At 70.4% G+C, this 24,300-nt stretch carries 3 protein-coding genes; all 3 read right to left on the bottom strand.

Translation table 11 applies throughout. The features are described 5' to 3' along the window. Positions 1-652 precede the first annotated feature (652 nt). The 3 genes from DSY14_RS16795 to DSY14_RS16785 all read right to left on the bottom strand — a co-directional run bounded on the left by DSY14_RS16795 (position 653) and on the right by DSY14_RS16785 (position 23,750). Positions 653-3,994 (bottom strand): right-handed parallel beta-helix repeat-containing protein, encoded by a 3,342-nt coding sequence (locus DSY14_RS16795; protein WP_211717520.1) that lies wholly within the window; start codon positions 3,992-3,994, stop codon positions 653-655. Positions 3,995-4,087: 93 nt separating this feature from the next. Continuing rightward, positions 4,088-6,031 carry a hypothetical protein gene (locus tag DSY14_RS16790; RefSeq protein WP_211717519.1) on the bottom strand — a complete coding sequence of 648 codons (1,944 nt, stop codon included), beginning with the start codon at positions 6,029-6,031 and terminating at the stop codon, positions 4,088-4,090. A 160-nt stretch (positions 6,032-6,191) separates the two neighbouring features. Then, positions 6,192-23,750, bottom strand: a complete 17,559-nt coding sequence (locus DSY14_RS16785) for a hypothetical protein (RefSeq protein WP_211717518.1) — start codon at positions 23,748-23,750, stop codon at positions 6,192-6,194. Positions 23,751-24,300 lie beyond the last annotated feature (550 nt).

Genomic DNA, 24,300 nt, shown 5'->3' with positions numbered 1-24,300 from the left:
GAGCGGGGGACGACCAGGCACCGTGCCCGGGTCGCGACCTGCCGCGAGTTACGTGGTCGGGATGCCACGGAGGCGTCGCACCAAGACCGACCGAAACTACGTGGTTTTGGGTGTGTTTTTACCTGCCATCGAGTGACTCTATAGAGTGATCCGTCGCCATAACAACCCCGGGGGGCCGCTTTGTCCGTGATCACGTGAAACGCGGATCACCGGCCGCGCAGGGGAGACCGACACGGCGCCCCGGCGGCGAGTGAGAGCACGGGAACGGGCACGGTGAGCGTGAAGGAGCGGAGGAGCGGAGGAGTCGGGTGACGCCGCGAGACCTTGAGGCCCGCGTCCGCGAGGGCGCCGGGCCGGCCTGGACCGCAGCAGGTCCGGCGCAAGGATTCTACACTCCCTATTGGCCGAATATCACCTAAGAAAGAGATTTAACCACAGATTCGTACAACCTTATTATAACGCGGTAAAACGAGCGGGAATTCACACTCCCGCGCCCCCTTCACGGCCCCGCGCCGTCGCCAACGCGCCGATTCCCAGGTGAAGCCACATCCAACGCACGGAGCGGCACCCGCTCCCTCCCCCGGTCCGGCCCGACCCGGCCGGAGCAGGGCGCCCACGGGGGGCGGTCGGGAGAAGGCGCACGCGATATGCGTCACACCGCCTGCGGTGCGGGCACGTCCTCGGGAACGAGGGTGGTCAGGTCCTCGCGGGTGGCCGCGGGCAGGTGCACCAGCCGACCGGCCTGCCGGGTCATCATGCGCTCCAGGGTCTGCCGGGCGTAGCGGGCGTTGCCGAACGACGCCGTCCGCGGCACCGACGCGAAGTGCTCGTGCAGGAGCTCCACGGTGGCCGGAACGCAGGCGTAGCCGTTGGACTCGGCCATCCGCCTGATGATGGTGACCAGTTCGCCGTCCGAGTAGTCCGTGAACTCCACCTGGTGGTTGAACCGGGAGGCCAGGCCGGGGTTGGACGCCAGGAACCCGTTCATCTCGGCGCTGTATCCGGCGACGATGACCACCACCTCGTCGCGGTGGTCCTCCATCAGCTTCACCAGGGTGTCCACCGCCTCCTGGCCGAAGTCCCCGCCCGAGCCCCCTTGGGGGGTCAGGGCGTAGGCCTCGTCGATGAACAGGACACCGCCCCGCGCGCTTTCGAAGACCTCCGTCGTGAGCTGTGCGGTGTGGCCGATGTAGCGGCCGACGAGGTCGGAGCGGGCGGCCTCCACGATCCGCGGGGTGGGCAGCACTCCCAATGCGTTGAGGAGTTCCCCGTAGAGCCGGGCCACGGTGGTCTTGCCGGTTCCGGGCGGCCCCGCGAAGACCAGGTGGTGGCTCATGACCGGCACCGGCAGCCCCAACCGGCGGCGTTGGCGACCGGTCTCGATCAGGTTGGCCAGGTCGGTCACCGTGGACTTGACCTCGGCCAGCCCCACCATCGCGTCCAGCTCCGCGCGCAGACGCGTGAGCCTTTCCCCGGCCTCCGCGCCGCCGTCCGGCCCGTCCGTCCCGTCCGGCGTCTCACCGAGGTCCTCGGGCCGCAGCCGCGACATCTCCCCCGGGTCGCCGGGGACCGAGGAGCCGAGCCGGAACGCCTGCCGGTCGACCATCTCCTCGAAGGTCTTGCGGGCCGTGCGACCGTTGCCGAACGTGGCGCCCTTGGTCATGCGGTCGAAGTGCCCGCGCAGAGCCTCTTCGGTGTCCTCCGGCAGCTCGTAGTGGGAAGCCGCGCACATCAGCTGGACGATGTCGACCAGTTCGTCAGTCGTGTAGTTGGGGAACTCGACGTTGCGGCTGAACCTCGACGCCATACCGGGGTTGGCCTCCAGGAACCGCGCCATCTCCTCCGTGTAGCCTGCGGCGATGACCACCACGTCGTCGCGGTGGTCCTCCATCAGCTTCACCAGGGTGTCGATCGCCTCACGGCCGAAGTCCCGGACGCCGCCGTCCTGCTGGGCGACGAGAGTGTAGGCCTCGTCGATGAACAGCACGCCGCCGCGCGCCTGGTCGAACACCTCGGTGGTCTTGATCGCGGTACCACCCACGTACTGCGACACCAGGTCGGCGCGGGCCACCTCCACGACGTGGCCCCGGCGCAGCACGCCGAGGTCGGCGAGGATACGGCCGTACAGCCGGGCCACGGTGGTCTTGCCGGTCCCCGGCGGTCCGCCGAACACCAGGTGGCGGCTGGTGGGCGGGGTGGGCAACCCCATCTCGGCCCGCCGCTGGGCCATCTCGTTGCGGTTGACGAGGGTGGTGACCTCCTGCTTGACGTTCTCCAGGCCCACCAGCGCCCGAAGCTCGTCGAGTGGACCGTCCGGCGCCGGCGGCCGGCCGTCGTCACCGGGGGCGCGCTGATCCCCGGCATCGGCCGGATTCAGCGGCGGAGCGGGGGTACCGGCCGACTCACCGTAGGCGTCGGGACTGCCGTTGTCGACGCTGACCAGCCCCTCCGCGCGCACGCGCTCGCTGCGGACCGTCTGGCGCAGACCGGACCGCCGGTTGTCGCGCACCGAACAGGTGTCCAGGGTCACGTCCTCGGAGCTGTGCACGAGGACGCCGTCGCCGCTGTTGCCGAAGACCTCGCAGTGGCGCAGCTCGGCTCGGGCGCCGGCGGCCACCATGGCCCCGTTGCGGCCGCCGTCGTGCACCCGCGAGCGCAGGGCGGTGATCTCCCCGCCCGGCTGGACGGAGATTCCGTCGCCGCCGGATTCGGCCAGGTCACAGTCGCGCAGGTCGGCCACCGCGCCCTCGGCGACAGCGACGCCGCTGTCCCGGGCCGCGCGCACCCGCACGCCGCTCAGCACCGGTCGCGACCCGGTCCCGGCCTGCACACCGGTGCGACCGACGCCCTCGATGTCGACGTCGTCGACGCGGCCCCGGCCCCCGTCGGCGAAGTGCACGCCGTGCCCCCGGGCCCCGCTGATGGACACCCCGCGAAGGAACGGCTCGGCCGCCTCCACGGTGAAGCCCGCACCGGTGGTGTCCACGACCCGGCCGCGGTCGAACTCGGTGGTGCTGCCACCGCCGATTCGGACCCCGCCGCCGCCGTGCACCATCAGATCCACGAACACGGTGGAGGATCGGCCGTCGACGCGCACGGCGTCCTCCCCGGCCTCGTGTACCGCGCAGCCCGTCATCGTGCCGCGGGCCCCGCCCCAGGCGTAGATGCCCGCCGTGGCGGGGCGGGTGACGGTGACCCCGTTGATCTGCGGGTCGGCGCCGTCGTGCAGGGCGATGCCGCGACCCCCCGTGTCCTCGAACACGCAGTCCTCGACACGGGGCCGTCCGCTGCTGGACACGAGCAGCCCGTCCTGGTCGACGTCGTGGACGCGCACGCGGGCGATCACGGTGGCGGCGTCCGCTTCCAGGACGACCGCGGGCTTGGCGATGCCGGTGATCTCGCAGTCGACCACGGATCCCGCGGCGCGGTCGTTGGCGAGCACGCCGTTGCCACGCGCGTCACGGATGGTGCAGGAGCGCACGGTGGGACGGCCTTCGCCGCCGATGACCAAACCGGTGCTCCCGACGTTCTCGATGACGCTGTCCTCGATGACGGTGGGCTGCCCCGTCGTGATGACCATCCCGGCACCGCCGGGGTTGGTGACCCGGCAGTCCCGCATGGCCAGCGCACCCTCCCCGCGCACCACCAGCGCGACCCATGCGGAACCGTCCACCTCGCAGTCGGCCATTTCCAGCTGCCCGGCGGGGATGTCGACGGCGGGCCTGTCGCCGTCGCGACCGCGGACGACCAACCCGGTGATCTTGACGGCCTCCGCGATGGAGGCGACCGCGCAGCCGGAGTCGGCGATGACCTCGACACTGCCCCGCCCGTTCTCGGCGGCGAGGGTGACCACCTCGGTGATCATGAGGCTCTCCTCGTAGCGCCCGGGCGCGATGGAGATGAGGGAGCCGCTCCGGGCCGCGGCGAGGGCAGCGCGGATGGTCCTGTACGCGCCCCTGCCGTCGGGTGCGACCTTGAGGAGCTGTCGGGACATCGCCGGGTCCTTTCATCTGGTCGCGCCCGTGCGGGGAACGGGACCGTGGTGGTTCAGGGGGCGGGCCCGGCGCATCGGCCGGGCCCGCCGGGATCAGTTGCAGCGGGTGCGCACCGCCGACGCCACCACGTGGGCGTTGGTGTCGCGGCCGTCGACCTGGTCGGCTCCGCTGTTCTGGAGCTTCACGCTGATGGTGTCGCCGGGCGCGTCGTAGGAGCCCACGTACACCCAGCCGCCCTTGTCGGCCACCTGGTCGACGGTGAAGGACGCGAACGGCTCGCTGGTCGCCGGGTCCGCGGAGGGGTGCAGTTGGTACTGGGCGGGCTCGCCCCCGACCCAGCGGGGGCTCTCCGCGTCGGGGATGTGGACGTAGACGTCGCACGCGGCGTCGGTGAAACCGATGTTGAACGTCCAGAACGCGTACTTGCCGTTCGGTACGTCCGGATCCCCGGAGACCGGGATGGCGTGCCACCGGCCGTCGCAGTTCTCCGCGGTGAACCCGCCCTCGAACCCGAACGCCCAACTGTCGGTGCCGTCTCCGTGCCAGAACTCCCCGGCGGTGCCGTAGGCGATGCGCTCGTTCGGCGCACAGCCGACCCCGGCCACCTCGGCGTAGCGGAACTCCGGCGGTGGCGGGGGCCCCTCCGCGGGGACCTTCTCGACGGTGGGCCGGTACCCCTGTTCGAGGACTCCGGAGTCCTCGTCGGAGTCGGACCCTTCGCCGGACCTCGGGGTCAGGGGCTCCTTTTGCGTCTCCTCGCGGGGGTGGTGCGAGGGGGACTCCTGGGGAACGGCGTCGGCCAGGGGGATCCCGCCGTCCGTTCTCATGGGTTCGCTCAGCGCGTCGGTGTCCTCGGCCCGGGTCTCGGCGTCCGCGGAGCGGGTCTCCTTGTCGTCCGCCGGCTCCTCGCGCTGGGGATCGGGGTCGCCGTCCCCCTCATCGTCGGTGTCCTCCACCTCGGAGCCCTGGAACGCGGTCATGGACAACGGCCCGTCCGTGTTGCGGTCCGGCAGCGCGCCGACTCGCGAGTCGCCGTCACCTTCACCGTCCTCGCCTCCCTCGGAGTCCTCGGAGCCGCCGTCCTCGGGGTCCGAGTCCCGGTCGTCCTCGTCCTCGTCGCCACCCGCGCCGAAGTCCGGGGCCAGGTCCCCGCTCGACGATTCGGCGTCCTCGGTGTCGACCGGGTCACCCGGACCTCCCTCGCGGGGAGCGTCCGACGACGGCCCGGTGCCGTCGTCGTCCGGCTCCTCCGAAGGAGTGACGCCGGCCGGTACGGGGGGCTCCTGCGGCAGCACCTCGGGCACGTAACCGCTCTCCGAGCCGGGCTGTTCCAACGCCGCGGTCGCCGGTCCCGACGCCACGGCGGCCGACTGGGCCCGCTGATCGGTCAACGAGGCCGCGTCGGCGCCGGAGCCCGCGCCGGACAGGGCGAAGTAGCCGAACACACCCTGTTGGTCGACCAGGCCCATGGCGGTGCCGGGTAGGCGCTGGGAGGTCTCGTTGACCGCGAACGGGGTGGCCATGAGCACCACACCCGCGATCGCGGCGAAGGCGAGGGTCGGACGCCCCGGGCGCCCCAGCCGGTCCCGGAGCGCGACCTCGTCCGTGCTCGCGGCGGCCGCGGAGGCCGTCCCTTCCGCTGCCGCGTACGCGGCGGTGGCGTCGGCGGCGGCAGCGTCCGTGTTCTGGGCCGTCTCACCCTGGACCTGCGCGGTGCCTGTCGGCGCTTCGGCGACCGCCTGCTGCGGCTCCGGGCGCAGACTCATCGGGACCCCCGTCTGGGGCGGGGAGACCGGTTCCCCGGAACCCGCGGTCCGCTCGGTGAGCGGAGCGGCCGTGTCCGACCTCCCCAGGGTCACGTCCCTGGGAACGGAGAGTGCTCGGCCGTCCCCGGATCCCGGACCCGGGTCCCGGTCGGCGCCGACCGCCGGCGCGGCGGTGTGGGCGCCGGCCACCGCACCCTGTGTGGTGGAGGAGGCGGAGCCGTCACTCACGCGCGACGGCGGCTCGTCCCTTCCCGCGGCTTTCTCGCTCATGTGGCACTAGGTCCTTTCGGTCTTCCCTGGGGATGGTGGGAGGTCGGGGCGGCTGCCCCGGGTGTCCTCCGCGTCCTGGCTGGGACGTGGGGGGAGCGGTGGTGGATCGGGAGGGCATGCGGTGGAACGCTATCCCTCAGAGCGCCGGGCGGGGCCTGGATCACCTGTCGGATGGGGCTCCCTCGGGATTCGAGTCGTTCACGGCTGCTTGCTCCCCTCCGACCTCGGGCTCGGATTCCGACTCAGACTCAGACTCGGAATCCGACTCCGACTCCGACTCCGATTCCGGCTCGGGCCGAGGACGAAGCTGGGGCTCAGACCGGGGCCGTGGACGAGGCCGAGGACGAGGCTCAGCATCAGACTCCGGCTCCGGCTCGGGCCGAGGACGAAGCTGCGGATCAGACCGGGGCCGTGGACGAGGCCGAGGCTGGGGCCGGGGCTCGGATTCCGACTCAGACTCGGAATCCGACTCCGGCTCCGGACGAGTCCGGGGTTCAGGCCGGGGCCGGGGCCGCGGCTCAACATCAGACTCCGACTCAGACTCCGACTCCGGCTCAGGCCGAGGACGCGGCTGAGGCCGAGGTTCAGGCCGGGGCTGCGGCCGGGACTCGGGCTCAGACTCGGAATCCGACTCGGGTTCGGGCCGAGAACGCGGTTGGGGCCGGGGCTGAGGCCGGGGCTGGGGCCGGGGCTCAGCATCAGACTCAGACTCCGAATCGTCCTCTCGTCGTGGGCTCTCTGCTCCCCGGGACGCGCCGCCACTCGTGACAGTTGCGGGCACCGAGGGCGGCCGGACGTTCAGCGCGTCGAAGTAGACCTCCTGCATGGAGCGCCCGGAGGAATCGGACGGGATGGCCGTCCCGCCGAGGTTCTCGGTGGTGCCGCCCCGCCCGTCCGTGACCGTGGGCTCCGGTACCGGCGGCACGCCGGTCCGCTCCGTGGACCGTTCCGTGGGCGGGGGCTGGTTGCGGGTGTCGTCCCAGGCCAGGTAGGCCCGCTCGGCCTCCGTGCGCAGCTGGTCCACCTTCGCACGATGGGTGTCCAGGGCCGCCTGCGCGTTTCGGATCCGCCCCTGGTCCTTGCTACGGCGGGCGTCGTCGAGCGACCGCTCCAGCCCGGTCAGCCCCAGGGACTCGCGAGCCGCCGTGCGGGCGGAGTCCCAGACATCGAATCCCCTCATGAACAGCCCGTGGAGGCGGTCCGCGGTGGCCCGTTGGGCGGTGTGGGCGGCCCGCGCCTCGCGCAGGCGTTCGGCGTCACCGCTCCGGTGCGCTTCCTGGATCTCCCGGACCAGTTCGGGGAGTTCGCGGCGGGCTGCGAAGTAGGCCTTCTCGGCTTCGCCGAACGCCTCCTGGGCCGTGTAGAGACCGTCCCAGAGCGCCTTGTTCGCCTCCACACCACCCACGATGCCCAGGGCCAGCGCCTGGTCGTGGTCGACCCAGGCGAGGACCTCGGCCTCGACCTCGGACGCGCCGACCTGTTGGCGGGACGCACCCGCGCGGCGGGTCTGGGCCACCGGTGACTCCGCGGCGACCAGCCACGTCGTCGGAACGGCCACGAGGTAGGCCCGTTTGCTCGACACGGGGGGCCGACTCGGGTGGTCGGTTCGGGTGGTGTTGGACGTACCCTGGGCGGAAGAGACGGTGCTGGACTGGGTGTCGTTCGTGGAACCCATGTTCCGGTAGTTCTGGGGAAGGAATCCGCTGACGCCGCCGCCCACGCCTCCGGTGGTGGTGACCGAGCGCTCCACCGTCGTCTCATCCGACTTTTCGCCCTTCCGGGTACCGGCGTGCGCGGAGTCGACCGACACGTCGATCAACCGCGCGCCCTCCGCGCGCGGTACCGCGTGCAGGCTCCACTTCAGATCGGCGAAGGTGACGACCCTGTCGCGGAACAGGTCGGGCAGGGCGGAACCGGTATCGGCGGCGGGGGCGAAGTTCGCCGCGAGGGCCAGACCGGACAGGGCGGCGGGGATGCTGTCCGCGCGGGGTCCCATCTTGTCGACGAGGTACTCGCTCGCGGACTGGAAGTGAGCACGGGGGGACGCGTTCGCCGGCGGCTGCCATCCCGAGGCCCGCGCCGCGGCGATGTACCCGGCCGCGGTCACCGCCTTCCCGTCACCGGCCACCGACAGCGCCTCCAGTGGGGGGACCGTCGCCCGCGCGGCCGCGTGTCTGCGGGCGGTCCACTCCCGGACCGCCGTTTCGAGCGGCTGGGCGGGTGGGGGCAGCGTGCGCGGCCCGCTCGCACGCGGCGCCCTCGCCTCCGGCTCACCCTCGCGGACCAGGTAGGGAGCCGGGTACAGCTCGCTCATCCGTCCCGCCTTCTTCTCGGCGACGATGGTCTGGCCGGCGTCCGTCTCCAGGTACAGGCGCAGCGATGTGTCGGTGCCAAGAACCAGGTAGGGGCCGGTGATGGTGGTGTCGGCGGTCTCGGTGACCGAGTCCCCCGTACTGCGCGTGGTCGTCTCACCGCTCTGGCGCGAAGCCTCGCCCGTCAGGTTGAGCAGCGCTCCGGGCTGGCTGCCGGGGGCCAGGTCCGACTGGGAATCGACCCCCTCGCGCGGCATGAGATTGCTCGTTCCGAACCCGGCGCCGACGGTGGCGGCCTTCTGCTTGCCGTCCGACGAGCTGATATCGGCGGATCGGCTGCGCGAGTCGGTGAAGTCGGCTTTGGCCCCCAACCGGTCGACCTCGGTGTGCTGACGGATGACTTCGACGGTGATCTTGCCCGGGGACGAGGAGTGGACCGCGCTCGTGGAGCGGACGTTCACCTTGATCGGGACGGCCTCGGCGGTGGCATCGTCCAGTCCTCGGCTGATGTGCTCGCCGACCTGCTTGAACAGCTGCTCCCGGCTGGTTCCGGTCAGTTCCAGGTCCTGCTCGGCCAAACGGCGCATCAGGTCGTCCACGACCGGTCCGGCGTCGGGGCCGTGACGGCGGTGGCCCAGTCCGGTGAGTCCGTCGCGGGGTTCCCAGTCCGGCCGGGGTGCGTCGTGGTCCGCCAGTACGACGGCGACGGGGTTGCCCTCGGCGTCGGTTTCCACGGCGTCGCGGATCAGGTCGGCCGCGTAGGCCTCGGATTCGGCGATGTAGCCGAACTCGGCGCCGGGCACCTCGCTGTGCACGCCGTGGTGTGTGGCCGTCGAGGAGGTGCGGGGCACGCTCACACCGAGTTTCCAGTCGGTCTTGACCTCGGCCGCCTGGTCGAAGGACAGGTCCGCGGTGTAGGGGAAGGAACCGCCCTGCGGGGCCACCGTGGTGGCGCGGGAGACGGTGAGTGACGCGGCCGAGCTCAGCGTGGTCGAACGCGAATACGGCGTCACCGACCCCATCGGCATGGGGATGGGGGCGTAGCTCCCGGTCGGGGCGCTCCCCGACGTCTGCGCGGCGCCCTCGGGGACCTCGTCGTTGGGGTTGAGCCAGAGCCGGGAGGTGAACGCCAGCGAGCGGGAGTGGCCGCCGTGGGTGCTGGTCGTGCCGATGCTCACCTCCCCGGTGGAGGAGATCTCCACCGTGGTGTCGGGCATGATCTCGTGCAACCGGAAACCGCCGCGGCCGGCCCGGACGACGAGGGTCGGCAGCCCGCGCCAGAGCCAGGAGGTATCCACCTGCAACCGGCCGCTGCGCAGACCGTACCGCGACAGCAGTTGCTGGACACCGCCACTCAGCGTGGGTGACAGCAGGAGCTGGCGCAGGTAGTCGTGGGCTCCCCGCGAGCGACGCAGGAAATCCTGGAACCCCGGGGTGGTGTCGGTCAGCAGTCGGTTGCCCAGGCGGTACAGATCGGGCGCGGTCACCGTGTCGGTCACGGTGGGCACCGAGTCCAGCGGGTGCGCCGCCGGGGCCGGCGTCGTCCCCAGTACGACCGCACGGGCCTCGGCACTGGTCAGTCGGCGCTGAGCCGGGGCGGGTCCGGTTCCCGTGGCGGTGGAGCGGGCCGCGGGCGAGCGACCGTCAGCGGGTCCCGTGTCCCGACCCGCCGGAGCCTCGACCTCGAGCCGGGCACGCGGGCCCTGGATGGTGACGGCGTACCCGTCGTACTCGACCCCGTCCCTGGTCCTGGCGTCGGCGGCGCCGTCCTCGTCGATCACGGCCAGGTCGTCGGCCTTGCGGAACTTCCCGATCTTCGCTGTGAGGTCGAGGTCGTAGCGCCAGACGTCGGTGTCGCCCGTGGTCTTCACCGTGCCCTCGGCCGCCCCCTTGACCTTGTACTCCTGGGCGCGCCCGCGCGGCTGCGAGGCCTCGGCCGTCACGTCGAACATCCCGATGTTCTTGAGCATGCCCTGCCCGTCCACCGCCAGGTCTCGGCCGTGGACGCCGACGCTGAGCTGCTGGGTCGAGGTGTGGGTGCGCTCGTGTCCTTCGGTCTGCTCGACCGATCCCCCCACCGTGGTCTTGGTGCCCACCGTCGAGGTTCCCCCGAACGTGCGCCCGGTGGCGTCCGCGTGCAACCGCACCGTCACGAACGGCGGCCGGAAGAGTCCGCCCCGGTGGGCCAGCTTGGGGTCGACGTTCGCGGTCTCGATCAGGTGCAGGTCGATCCCCGGCCCCGTCCACTCGCCCAGGCGTCCTCCGCTCTCCAGGTTGTGCGGGGTGATCGCGTCCAGCACCAGGATGGTGTTGGCGAGGGCCTGCTGGTAGTCACGGCGGAGTCCGGGGAACTCGCGCGGCGTGCGGGACTGCTCCGGGGCCGCGCCCGGACGGCGCGCGTAGGTCTCCTTGGAGATGGAGGCCAGGTCGGTCACGACCAGCCCCGGGAACTCACTGGCGATCCCGGCCAGCACCGCGCGCGCGTAGTCCTCGTAGACGCTGGTGGGCCTGGGCTCCGGCGGCGGGTTACCGTCCTCGGGCGTCGCGGGCCGCGGAGCGGAGCGGTAACGACTGCCATCCTGGTGGAGCACCTCTCTGGGCACCGTGCCGCCCCAGTGCGCCGGACGGTCCGTGGCCAGGTGTTCGAAGCGCGGGACGCGCCGGGACCGCGCCTCCGGCGTCGGCTCGTCCAGGCCCGCCATGCGCCGGGCGTCGGTCACCGTGATCTGCTCGACCGACCTGCCCAGCGTGCTCATGAGCGTGGCGTCGCCGGAGAGGGTGGCGTAGAACACCCGCTGGACCTCGTAGGTCTCGACCTTGTCCGAGTGCGCCGTGTCCTTGCGATCGCCGCTGGTGGCGATCGCCCGGTTCGAGGCGCCCTCGGCCTTGTAGGACGCGTGGAAGAGCGGCGCGTTGAGGCGGAGGGCGCCCTGGACCAGGCTCAGGACCGCGCCGAACCCGGCGCCGATCTTGAGGTTGGTCGAACGCTTCGCCGCCAGGCCCGCCTTCTTGTCGACCTTGTTGCCGCGGCTGAGGGTGGCCTTCTCCGGCGCGTCCTCGACTCGCGTCAGTTCCCGGGGGACCGACCACATGGTGAGGACACGCGGCACGCCCCGGCTGTCGGCGACCACCGCCACCGGGGTGGGCCCGCGGTCCAGCGCCCAGAGGATGTCCCGGATGGCTCCTGGTGCGGTCGCTTCGCGCAGTTCGCCGTTGGAGGGGTGGTCCGGGCCGATGCCGAGCAGTTGGCGGAGCTGTCCGCCCAGACCGTGGATGGGGTCGACGATGAGCGGGTGGCCGTTGCCCACCCGGCTGCCCTGCCGGTCCGGCGTGCGCGACGCGGGCGACAGGGTGTCGAAGGGGTCGGGCAGGAAGAAGTGCGCGGGGGCGCCGGTGGCGGGGTCGGCGTCGACGCTCCGGTTCTTGAGACCGCCGGGAACCGACAGGAACAGCCCTCTCGGCTCGACCAGGCTCACGACCACCGGGCGCTGGGTGAGTTCCGTGTCGGTGTCGTGCTGGCCGTTCCGGTCCCGGCGGTTGCCTTCGGGTGCCGCGGAGGGCGGCGGGGAGACCGTGAGCTCCGCCCGGAGCGGGCTGGTGAACCGCTCCGGGGTTCCCTTCAGCGACACCTCGCTCGCGCTGGTGGCGCCGTCACTGACGGTGTAGGCGGTGGAGCGCTGGTTGCGGGTCCCGCCGAGCGAGAAGCTGAAGACGGGACCGGCAAGGGCCGAGTCGTCCGGTACCACCCCGTAGACGGTGGCGCTGAACGTCAGCCCGGCCGCGGCGGTGGAGGTCGCCGCACCCTTTCTCGTGCCCTTCGTCTTCTGCTCCGCCGTGTTCTTGGTCTCGACGCTGGGCGCGCTGTCCGGCCCCTTCTCCTTCGCGGCGGGACCGGGCTCGGGCGCGGACGTCCAGGCGTCGCCCTCGGGGGACAGCTTCAGGGTGACGGACCGCTCGCCACCACGGCCGGCAATGGTGAAGGTGTGGCCCGCGGAGCCGAAGTAGGGGCGGGAGTCGCGCTCGAAGTCGGCGCGCACGCGCCGCTCGATGGCGTCGATCTCGCCTCTGGAGAGCCGACCGTCGAGATCGGTCCGCAGACGGGCGACGAGCCGGTCGGCCGCGGGGCCGACGAGCGGGGCGTCGATCTGCCCGCTCGTCAGCAGGTAGTTCAGCCTTCGGGTGGCGGCGGGGTCCGTGCTCGTGGTGGTGGTCTCGGAGCCCGTGGCGGTGGTCGTCGCGGGGCTGGTGGTCGCGGTGGTCGCGGTCGTTACCGGGTTGGTGACCGGAGCCGTCCCGGGGTTGGTGCTCGGGGTGGTCGTCGCGGGATTGGTGGCCGGAGCCGGGTTGGTGGTCGTCGTAGTGGTCGTCGCCGGGTGGGACGTCGACGCCTCGACCGGAATCACCTTCGGGTCCGGGATTCGGTCCGTGGTGGTCTCCCGGTCGTTCGGGGTTCGCGAGGTCCCGGCGTTGTCGACCTGCCGCTCGGGCGCAGGGAACGGCTCACTGCGCCGCAGGCGCGGACGCGCCGGCACGGCGGGCGGCTCCGAAGCGCGTACAGTATCGTCCCCCTCCGGCCTGGAAACGGTCGTTTCCGGCGCCTTCGGGGCGGTTTCCGCAAGCGCGGCGACCTCGGCCGCGGGTGTCTCGCGGTGCCGGGGCGGGGGGTCACCCTGGTCAGAGCCCTGCCGGGAGGTCCCTCGAGCCGGATCGCCGCTGGGAGACTCCGTGACCGCGGGGCGCTCGACGATCGGCGCGTCCAGCTCGCGGTCGGCGGCCCGCTCCGCGGCTTCGGCGCGCAGCCGCGCCTCACGGGCCCGTTCCTCCGAGATCATGGCCAGGATCTCGGCCTGTTCCGCCCTCTCTTGGCGGGTATCGGCCTCGGCGGCCGTGTCATCGACGCGCGACGAGGTGGTGGCCTGGGCGTCGGCCCCGGTGGCCGCCGCTGCCCGGACCGTCGCCTCGTTGGCGAGGTGGCGCTCCGTCTCGGCCTGCAACCGAGCCTGTTCGGCTCTCGACTCCATGTTCGAGGCCTCGGCACGATCAACGGCGGCCGGGTCAGGCTGCTTGCCCCGACGGGCACGGGCGAGTTCGCGCTCGTGCTCGGCGGTGTTCCGTTCCGTACCGGGGTCGACCACCACGGACGGGGTGTCCTCGGCGGGCGGCGTAGCGGCCTGCTCTGCGAAGTCCCGCACCTGGACGGCCGCCATGGCGGGCTCCGGGTTCAACACGTCCACCCATGATTGCGCCAGGACCCGCTCCGACGTGACGGCGTCCGATGCGACGGGAGTGTCCGTCCGCGGCCGCGTCCCGGCCCCCTCACCCGAATCGCGGTCGGGGGCAGCCTCCTCCGCACGGCTCCGGGAATCCGTGGCGGGTTCGCCCGTGGGCACGACGGGCTCCCGTCGCGCGTTCTCCCGTGCCTGTTCTCCCCGCACCGGCTCGGAGCCTGGCGGCTTGAGTGCCTTCGGGGTACCCGACTCCCCCGGCCCATCACCGGTCTCCGAACCACTACCGGAATCGGTGTCGACACGCTTGACGTAGTCCGCGCTGTCCTCGGTGACCCACGCGACCCCCGACAAATAATCGGCGTAACGCGGGTCGACCGTCCAGTTCCCCTTCCGGAACTCACCGAATCCCTGAGTCTCCCCGGACGCGAGCCGTTCCTGACCGGCGATGTAGGAAATCAGCTTGGTACGCATCATTCCCGGACCCGTGAACTGCGCGGCAGCACCCGCGGCCCGCTTCGCCGCTTCACCGGACAATTTCGACATCGCCTCGGGCGCGGCAGCCTCAACCTTGACCGTGTCCATTTCGGCAATGATCTCGTTCAGAAAACGAGAACCCGGCGGAGCGACGATCAGGTTGTTGTTGAAATCACCCATGCGCCACTGGTGCTGGGCGATCATGGCAGGGTCGGACACATCCATGCCCGTCAAGCGGCCCAGCTCCGCGACCTTGTCCTCAACCTTTTCCTGCTGCTCCTGATCACGCAACAACGGCGAGAACATGGGCACCGACTCGGGATCCATCGGAGGCAGCGCATCGTTCAGGTTGATCTCACCCGGGGCGATATCGGAGTCCACGTGCATTCCGCCGTGCTCCACCAGGGCGTGATAGCGGACGATGTCCGACTTCATCGGCCACAGTTCCCGGTCCGTGGCCAGCTCGTGCAATTCGAGCGCTTTGCCCTCCATCTCCAGGTCCCGAGACGGATTCGTCGAGATATCGACCACCGGCCCGGGCCCGGCCCCGACCGTGCTCGACAACTCCGCGAACAAAGCACTGTTGCGCCCCGCCGCCCGTTCATCGGTCCACAACCGCACCGACCAGTCTGCCTCAGCAGCGCGCAACACCCAGTCCCGCATGTTCTGCGCGCTGGCCTCCGGAACCCGGCCGTGGAACCAGCTCATGTGCAACACGCGAGGTACGTCGCGAGGGCTACTCCCCTCGCCACCCATCACCACCCGCTGTTCCGGCGGATCCACCGTGCGCAACTCCGCGGCGCGATTGGCGTCCCTACCCCCCGCCCGCTTCTCCGGATCCAGGACAACAGCGTTCAGATCATTGGCGAAGATACCGACGCGGTGCACATTCAGCGATTGCACCGACTCGGTATACGCACGCGAAACCTGATTCCCACGATCAGCAGCCGTGTCCGAAGAACCGGCACGGTTACCGAAACCCTGCACCTGCACGGCCGGCAACTGGACCACGGGCAACTGCCTATTGGACAACAACGCCCGATACGCCTCATCGGCCCGACGCTCAGCGAAGGCTTTCAGGGCCGCCGACTGCTCATCGCCCAACGCGGAATCACTCCTGGCGAACGACAAGGTGACCACGTCATTCAGGTCCACGCCAGGCGGCGCAGCGGAACGGCTTCCGGAACCACCAGCGGCCGGACCCAGGGTCTTCGGCACTCCCTCCTGCGTCGACCGCGATCGGAGGGGATCCGACGGAACGGACGAAGCGTCCTGGAAGGTCGGTTTGAGCAGCGGGACACGGAGTTTGGGAAGGAGCCGCAGGCCGTTGTCCAAGACGCCCTCGCGCCGCCATGCGTCCAGCTGCTGCCGCACCTGCTCAGCGGTGATCTGGAGCGGAGGGTGTCCGGGAACACGCACCGCGAGATCGCCCGGCTGTCGGTTGTGGACGAGTCGGTCGTAGCCCGCACCGAGGAGATCGAGCGCCAGCTGCTCCACCACCGGCCGAGGCATGCCGTCCAGGCCGTCGAGCCCCGCGAGACCGGGAAAGTGATCGCGGGGGCGCACGGAGTCGGACGGCAGCAGGTGCTGGAGAACCCTGTCCCGGCTCATGTCGGGCATCGCGGCCAGCCACTCGCGGCCGCTCACCGTCACACCGCTGTCGTGGAGTACGCGCAAAGCGGCGGCCAGATCACCGAACTCGCGCCAACGCTCCCACCGTTCCCGGATCTCGGTGACGTCGGGACGCGCTCCCGTGGCGGGATCATCGGCGAGCGGACCACGCCCGTTCACCAGCTCCCGCCCCGCGGTGAAGGCGGCCCGCGCGTCCGCGACGTCCGCGGCGGAATCGGCCAGCACACCGCCCAGACGGTCACGCGCCGAATCGGAGAGCTGGGAGACCACGCTCTCGGCGGATACGCTCAGCCCGTGGCGGTCGGCGACGTCGAGCGCCCGTGCCAGGCGCCCATCCGACCTCCAGCTCGAGACCTCCGCGTCCAGGGCCTCGTACGCCCTGGACGCGCGGTCGTCCGCACCAGAGTCGGCCGCACGCCGGCGCGCCTCATCAGCGCGCGCGTCAGCCGCACGCGCCAACTGATCCAACCGGGACCCGCGAGCCTCGGCGGCATCGGCCACACCGTCCTCGCCCTCAGCACGCGCGACATCCGCGCGTGCCCTCTCCACACCCGCCGCCGCACGCGCGTCGGCGGCCACACCCACATCCTCACGCACCGCACCACGCAACGCCGCATCACTGGGCGAGACCAACTGATCAGCGACCCGATCCACGTCCCAGCCACGCAACAGCTGATCCGTCACCAACGCGAAACGATCGAAGACCCCCACCGGGCTCTCACCGACGGCCGTCGTGGCTGGGAGCAGGATGCGAGCGATGTCGTCCTGGACGTGTCCGGGAAGATCGGCCGCGCGCACCGCGGGGGTGCCCCGCGTGGAACCATGCGCCCTGACCGAGTCGATGGTGTCCAGGTACCCGTCCTTGATGGCGGGTTTCATGTAGGAGGGCGAGGTGGAATCGAGCCAGGCGTTGTCCATCAGGCCGCCGGAGTCCACGACATTGGAATCCCTGGACGCACGGAACACCGAGTCCGTGTCCAGGTACGTGTCGTTCAACCCGAAGTAGTGCCCCGACTCGTGGGCCCCGGCCTTCGGTGGGAGCCCGAGGCTCCAGACCTTCATGTTCATGACCGGCGACGACCGGGCCGGGTCATGGGTGCGCAGGACCGGGGAGGCGTGCACCAGGTGGTCCGGCGTGGTGTCGTCGGCGAGTTCCAGGCGAACGTGGAGCTGGTCGCCCGTCCCCCGCCCGCGGTCACCGCCGGGCACCGTGACCTCGCGACCCCCCAGGTCCTTCGGATCCGGGATACCGTCCCTGCCGAACAGGGTCTCCATCATTCGGGAGTCCAGCCGGTGCACCACCGCGCCGTCCTGCGGACGCACGACACTGCCGTCGCCACGCATCCGGAACTGACCGTTCCACAGGGCTTCCATCTCATCGCGGTACTGGCGCATGTAGGCGTCGTAGCCGGCCTGCGTCACTCCCTCGCCGGGCCGTACCCGCACCCGGAAGATGATCTCGAAGACATGGGAGGGGCCGTCCTCGGTGCGCAAGTGCGGCGGAATCTCCACCCGCTTCCACTCGAACCGACGCTCACCGGTCCACTTACGGCTCATGTCCGCGGGCACACGCCGCTGCCGCCCATCGGGCGACTCCTCCACGCGCGCGGGCCGGGCGTCCCTGCGGATCTCGTCCAGCCCCGCGCTCACGTGCTGACCACCGACCTGGTTCACCGGTGCGGCCGTGCGCGCGGCCTCCCACGCGGCCCGGTCCTGTCCCGACCACGCCGACGGGTCGACCAGGTTCGGGTGGATCCGCGCGGGTTGCGCACGCTGGAGGTCCGACGAGCGGTGATCGGTCCGCGGCTCGACCATCGTGGCGATCCGCTCCAACGTCCGCCGCGCCACATACGGATCCCGCGCGCCCCGCTCCGGATCGCCGTCCAGGAGCCCCAACCGGCGCAGGAACTCACCGACGCCCCGTCCGGAATCGTGCCCCGCAGCAGGAAGAGCTCCGCCATCGGTGCCAGAGGAGACCGGTGACCACTGCACCGTCGCGTGCACGCGCTCAGGCGGATCCGAAGGCTGCGCCGGCACCACGCTGACGTTCAACTGCCGCCCGTCAGGCAACACGTACTGGTCGTTGAGCACCACCCCGACCTGATGCCTCAGCTCCCGCGAGGCCTCGACCATGGCCCGCTGGTCCACACCGTCCTGAGCCGGGATCCTGATCCGCACCTTCACGTCGACGACCGTCGACGGACCCCCCTGCCCCTCCGCGCCACGAATCTCCCGCTGCGTCGACTCGAAGAACAGGTTGTCGATTCTTACCTCGGCCCGCATCGGACCCCTGGCCGTACCCACCTCCACCACCAACGGCGGACCATCAGCCGACACCTTCAGAACATCCGCGAACAGACCCGAGACCTGCCGCACCCGCGGCCCCCGCTCCGGACCCCACGAACCCGAATCCGGCAATCCCGCCACACGCGGCGCACGATCACCCAACCGGCCATCGCCGGACAGCCCCGAAACCGGAGCGCCGGGTGTCTCCACGGCCGTGGTCGCGGCGGGGCCGGTGGTCGGCGGCTGAGTCCCACGGTGTGCCGGTCCGGTGGGGTCCACCATCTGGGCGGGCTTCAGGGCCTTCGGGGTGCTCGATTCCCCCGGTCCACCGGCCGCGTCCGAACCACCACCGGAAGCGGTACTAACGTGCTTGGCGAAGTCCCTGCTGTCCTCGGTGACCCACGTGACCCCCGAAAGATAATCGGCGTAACGCGAATCGACCGTCCAGTTCCCCTTCCGGAACTCCCCGAACTTCTGCGTCTGCCAGGGATCGCGCCGCTCCTGGTCGGCGATGTAGGAAATCAGCTTGGTACGCATCATCCCCGGACCCGTGAACTGCGCGGCGGCACCCGCGGCGCGCTTCGCGGCTTCACCGGACAATTTCGACATCGCCTCGGGCGCGGCAGCCTCAACCTTGACCGGGTCCATTTCAGAAATGATCTCGTTCAGAAAACGAGAATTCGGCGGAGCGACGATCAGGTTGTTGTTGAAATCACCCATGCGCCACTGGAACCGCGCAGGCGAGGGCAGCGCCGACGCATCCGCACCGGCCCGTCGACCCAGTTCCGCCACCTTCTGCTCAACGCTCTCCTGCTGATCCTGATCACGCAACAGAGGCGAGAACATGGGCACCGAATCGGGATCCATCGGAGGCAGCGCATCGTTCAGGTTGATCTCACCCGGGGCGATATCGGAGTCCACGTGCATTCCGCCATGCTTCACCAGGGCGTGGTAGCGGACGATGTCCGACTTCATCGGCCACAGTTCTCGCTCCGTGGCCAGCTCGTGCAGATTGCGCGCTCCCCCCTTCATGTCCAGATCCTCGGACAGATTCCGCGAGATATCGACTACCGAGCGATCCCCGGACTTACCCATGTTCGACAGGTCCGCGAACAAACCGCTGTTACGCTCCGCCGCCTGTTCGTCGGTCCACACACGCACCGACCAACCAGCGTCAACGGCGCTCCGCACCCATTCCCGCATGTTCTGCGCACTGGCCTCAGGCACCTGGCCGTGGAACCAACTCATGTGCAGCACACGGGGCACCTCGCTGGGGTTGTTTCCCTGACCGCCCATCACCACCCGCTGATCCGGCGGATCCACCGTGCGCAACTCCGCGGCGCGATTGGCGTCCCTACCCCCCGGCCGCTTCTCCGGATCCAGGACCACGGGATTCAGATCACTGGTGGAGATACCGACGTGATGCACACCCAGCGATTGCACCGACTCGGTGTACGCCTCCTCGACCGCCTTACCCCGGTCACGCGCCGTATCCGAAGAATCGGCCCGACTACCGAAACCCTGCACCTCCACAGCGGGCAGCTGGAACACGGGGAACTGGGTATTGGACAACAGCGCCTGGTACACCTCCTCAGCTCGGCTCTCCGTGAAGGACCGCACCTTCGCCTTCTCGTCGCCGGTCAGCTGGGAACTGCTCCTGTCGAACGACACGGAGACCACGTCGTTGCGGTCCGCACGGGAGTCGCCCCGCCGGGACGGATTCGTCTCCCCCTGAACTGGGGCACCGGGTGTCCCCGGTGCCGTGGTCGGAGCGGGGCCGGTGGTCGGCGGCTGAGTCCCGCGGTGCGTCGGAACGGCGGGTTCCGGCGGTTTGAGGGCCTTCGGGGTGCTCGATTCCCCCGGACCATCGCCGGTGTCCGAACCACTACCGGAATCGGTGTCCACCCGCTTGACGTAGTCCGCGCTGTCCTCGGTGACCCACGTGACCCCCGAAAGATAATCGGCGTAACGCGAATCGACCGTCCAGTTCCCCTTCCGGAACTCACCGAATCCCCGCGTCTCCCAGGACTCGAGACGCTCCTGACCAGAGATATAGGAAATCAGCTTGGTACGCATCATCCCCGGACCCGTGAACTGCGCGGCAGCACCAGCGGCCCGCTTCGCCGCTTCACCCGACAATTTCGACATCGCCTCGGGCACAGCAGCCCTGACCTTGACCGGGTCCAGTTCGGAAATAATCTCGTTCAGAAAACGAGAATCCGGCGGAGCGACGATCAGGTTGTTGTTGAAATCACCCATGCGCCACTGGTGCTGGGCGATCATGGCAGGATCTGACACATCCATGCCCGTCAAGCGGCCCAGCTCCGCGACCTTCTCCTGAACCTTTTCCTGCTGCTCCTGATCACGCAACAACGGCGAGAACAAAGGCACCGACTCAGGATCCATCGGAGGCAGCGAATCCTTCAGGTTCACCGAACCCGGAGCGATGTCGGAGTCCACATGCATTCCACCATGCTCCACCAGAGCGTGATAGCGGACGATGTCCGACTTCATCGGCCACAGTTCCCGGTCCGTGGCCAGCGCGTGCAGATCGAGCGCTTTGCCCTCCATACCCAGGTCCCGAGACGGATTCGTCGAGATATCGACCACCGGCCCAGACCCAGAGCCGACCGTGCTCGACAGTTCCGCGAACAAACCACTGTTACGCGCCGCCGCCCGGTCATCGGTCCACAACCGCACCGACCAACCCGCCTCAGCAGCACGCGCCACCCAGTCCCGCATGTTCTGCGCACTGGCCTGCGGCACCCGACCGTGGAACCAACTCATGTGCAACACACGCGGCACCGCACGAGGATCACTCCCCGCACCACCCATCACCACCCGCTGCTCCGACGGAGCCACACTACGCAACTCCGCGGCGCGATTGGCGTCCCTACCCCCCGACCCCTTCGCCGGATCCAGGACCACGGCGTTCAGATCATTGGCGAAGATACCGACGCGGTGCACATTCAGCGATTGCACCGACTCGATATAGGCATCCACGACCGCCTTCCCACGCTCACCAGCCGTGCCCGAAGAACCGGCCCGATTACCGAAACCCTGCACCTGCACGGCCGGCAACTGGACCACCGGCAACTGCGCATTGGACAACAACGCCCGATACGCCTCATCGACCCGACGCCGAGCGAACGCCTCCACAGCCGCTGACTGCTCATCGCCCAACCCGGAATCACTCCGGGCGAACGACAGCGAAACCACGTCATTCAGGTCCACGCCAGGCGGCGCAGCGGAACGGCTTCCGGAACCACCAGCCGCCGGACCCAGAGGCTTGGAGCCATCCTCTGGAGCCAGAGGCAGCGAACCGCCCTGATCTCCACGGGAGCCGCCCCGCCGGAAGGGGTTGGTGTCTCCCGGAACGGGACCGCCCGAAGACGACACCGAATCACCAGCACCACGCCGGAACGGATTCTTGTCCCCCGGAACAGGACCACCCGAAGACGACATCGGCGCCTGGGTCATGGGCACACCCAGCGAGGGCATGCGACCCAACGCATCGGTCAGCACACCCTGGCGGTGCCACTCTGCTACCTGGTCGCGCACCTGGTCCGCGCTGAGCCGGACCTCGGTGTGCCCGGGAACGACCACCGCCACATCCTTGGGCGATTCGTTGCGGAACATCTGGTCGTGGGCCGCCCCGATGATCTCCAAGGCGAGGCGGTCGACCACCGGCCGCGGCATCGCACCCAGCGAGTCCAGGACCGAACCCGGCTGGGGACGACCGGAGGGCAGCAGGTCGCCGATGAGGAGTTGACGGTTCGATTCGGTCAGGGCCCCGACCCACTCGCCGCCGGTCACCCGCACCCCGTTGGTGTGGCGCTCACGCAACCGGTCCGCGAGCCGATTCCGCTCGGAATCGGGTAGCGCGTCCCGGACCGCCTGGGCCGGAACGGGCAACCCGTGCCGGTCGGCGGTATGCAGCGCGCGAGCGAGCAAACCGTCGCTACGCAGTTGATCCGTACCAGCGGTGAGCACGTCTCGGAGCCTGGCGGCGCGGTCGTCGGCTCCGGAGTCGGCCGCCCGTTGACGCGCCTCGTCGGCACGCACGTCAGCGGCACGCGCGACCTCGTCCAACCGGGAGGCCCGAGCATCGGCCGCCTCGGCCACACCCTCCTCACCCACGGCACGCGCCGCCTCCGCACGCACCCTCTCGACCCCGGCCCCCGCACGCGCGTCAGCAGCCACACGCACATGCTCGCGCACCGCACCACGCACCGCCGCGTCCCCCGGCGACAACAACTGATCAGCGACCCGATCCACATCCCAACCGCGAAGGACATGGTCGGTGACCAGCGCGAACCGGTCGAAGACCTGGGACGCTCGCGGATCGGACGCCGGCAGGTCCGGTTTGAGGATCCGGGTGATCTCCGCCTTCGCCTGGTCCGACAGGTCGGCGGCCCGTCGCGGCGGTGAGTGGTCAGCCGTACCGTGATCCATGACGGAGGCGATGGTGTCCGCGTACGCGGTCCGTACGAAGGGTTCCTGCGTCTTGCGGAAACGTCCTCCGGAGAACTCCATCCAGGTGTTCGTCATGAGCGCGTGGTCGACACGTACGGCCGCGGAGTCACCTCGCGAGCGGAAGACCGACTTCGGGTCCCAGTACTCGTCGTTCAGCCCGAGCCAGTGCGCCGTCTCATGGACCGCAGCCTCCACCGGGAGCCCGTCGTGCCACAGCGTCATGTCCATGCCGGGTATGTCCTCGGGCCCGGCCGCGTCGTCGTGGTGGCGCACGAGGGGGGTGGCGTGCACCAGGTGTTCCGGTGTGGTGTCGTCGGCGAGTTCCAGGCGGATGTGGAGCTGGTCTCCGGTTCCGGGACCGCGGTCACCGCCGGCCACCGTGGCCTCGCGCCCTCCCAGGTCCTTCGGGTCCGGGAGGCTGTCCTCGCCGAACAGCGTCCTCAGTTCCTTCTCGCCGAGGCGGTGGACCACCGCACCGTCGCCGTTGACGACGCTGCCGTCACCGCGCAACCGGAACTTGCCGTTCCACATGGTGTCGAGCGTCCGGCCGTAGTCCCTGAGGTAGGCGTCGAACTGCGGCACCGTCATTCCGGTGTCCCGGACGGGCCGGACACGGAAGGTGACCTCGCGGACATGGGTCGGGCCGTCCTCGGTGCGCAGCTGCGGCGGAATCTCCACCCGCTTCCACTCGAACCGCCGCTCACCGGTCCACTTGGGGCTCATGTCCGCGGGAACACGCCGCTGCCCGCCTCCGGGCAGCTCCTCCAGCCGCGCTCCTCGGGCGTCCTTCTTGATCTCGTCGAGCCCGGCGCTCACATGCGGACCACCGACCTGGTGCACCGGTGCCTGCGCCCGCGCGGTCTCCCACGCGGCCCGGTCCTCACCCGACCACTCCGAGGGGTGCCTCACGCCCCTGTGCTCGTGGTCGGAGAGCGGTACCTCGTTCTCGGGGTCGGACCGCAGCCGCTCGGTCGGCGTGGCGGATTCCGTCGGCGGCGTGCTCGCGACCGGCGCGGAGCCGTTGGGCGGGCCGACCCGCGAAGACGGGGCCCCCTGGGACCCGTCAGAGGGCGCCGCGTCAGAGGGCGCCGCGTCCGAGGGCGGTGCGAACGCGCGGGAGACGATGCTCTGCGGTCCGGGGGCCAGAGGGGTTCCTCCCCCGATCGGTCCGAAGGGCACGGGCGATGAGGGCGCCTGGCCGAAGAACAGAGCCTCCAGCGCGTCGGCGCCGCCTCGCCAGAAGGGGTCGTCCCCGCCCATCAGCGGCTGGTCGCCGGTCGGCTTGAAGCCTGCCAGACCGCTCAGGTCCAACTCTCTCGGAGGGTTCCCCTGCCAGGGGTCTCGGGGGTCCGGGGGCCCGGACTCGCTACGGGGAGGGGTCGGCGGGTCGTCGTACAGGTCCCCGAAGTCGTCCTGGTCAGACCGCGGGGGCGACTGGCGGGAATCGTGCGCCGCGTTGCCCGGAGTCTCGTCGACGGTTCCGGGAGCAGCCCGCTCAGGGACGGGACCGGAGTCACGGTCCGAAGAAGCGGTATGCGGTTCGTCGCGAACTTCGGTCCTGCTCGCGTCGGAGGGTGCCTCGGCGTCGCTCACAGTGCGGACCGGAGCGGCGTCCGAGGGGCGGGGGGTCGTGTGCCCGTCCGCCGACGGGTCCTGTACCCGGGCTGCCTGATCTGCCGTGTGCCCGTCCGCCGACGGGTCCTGTGCCCGCACTGTCTGATCCGCCGTGTCACCGTCCGCCGACGGATCCTGGGTCCGTGAGGCCGGGGTTGAGGTGCCGTCCGCGCGCGGAGCCGCCCCGGGCCGGGACGTTCCCGAACCCTCGCCACCCTGCGACGAAGGCGGTGCCCCGGTCGCCGCG

Origin of the sequence: Nocardiopsis sp. MG754419, assembly GCF_018207095.1 — a bacterium.
In the GTDB taxonomy this organism is placed as follows: Bacteria; Actinomycetota; Actinomycetes; order Streptosporangiales; family Streptosporangiaceae; genus Nocardiopsis.
The sequence above is the reverse complement of the archived record's forward strand: the minus strand, read 5'-3'. Positions and strand labels throughout refer to the sequence as shown.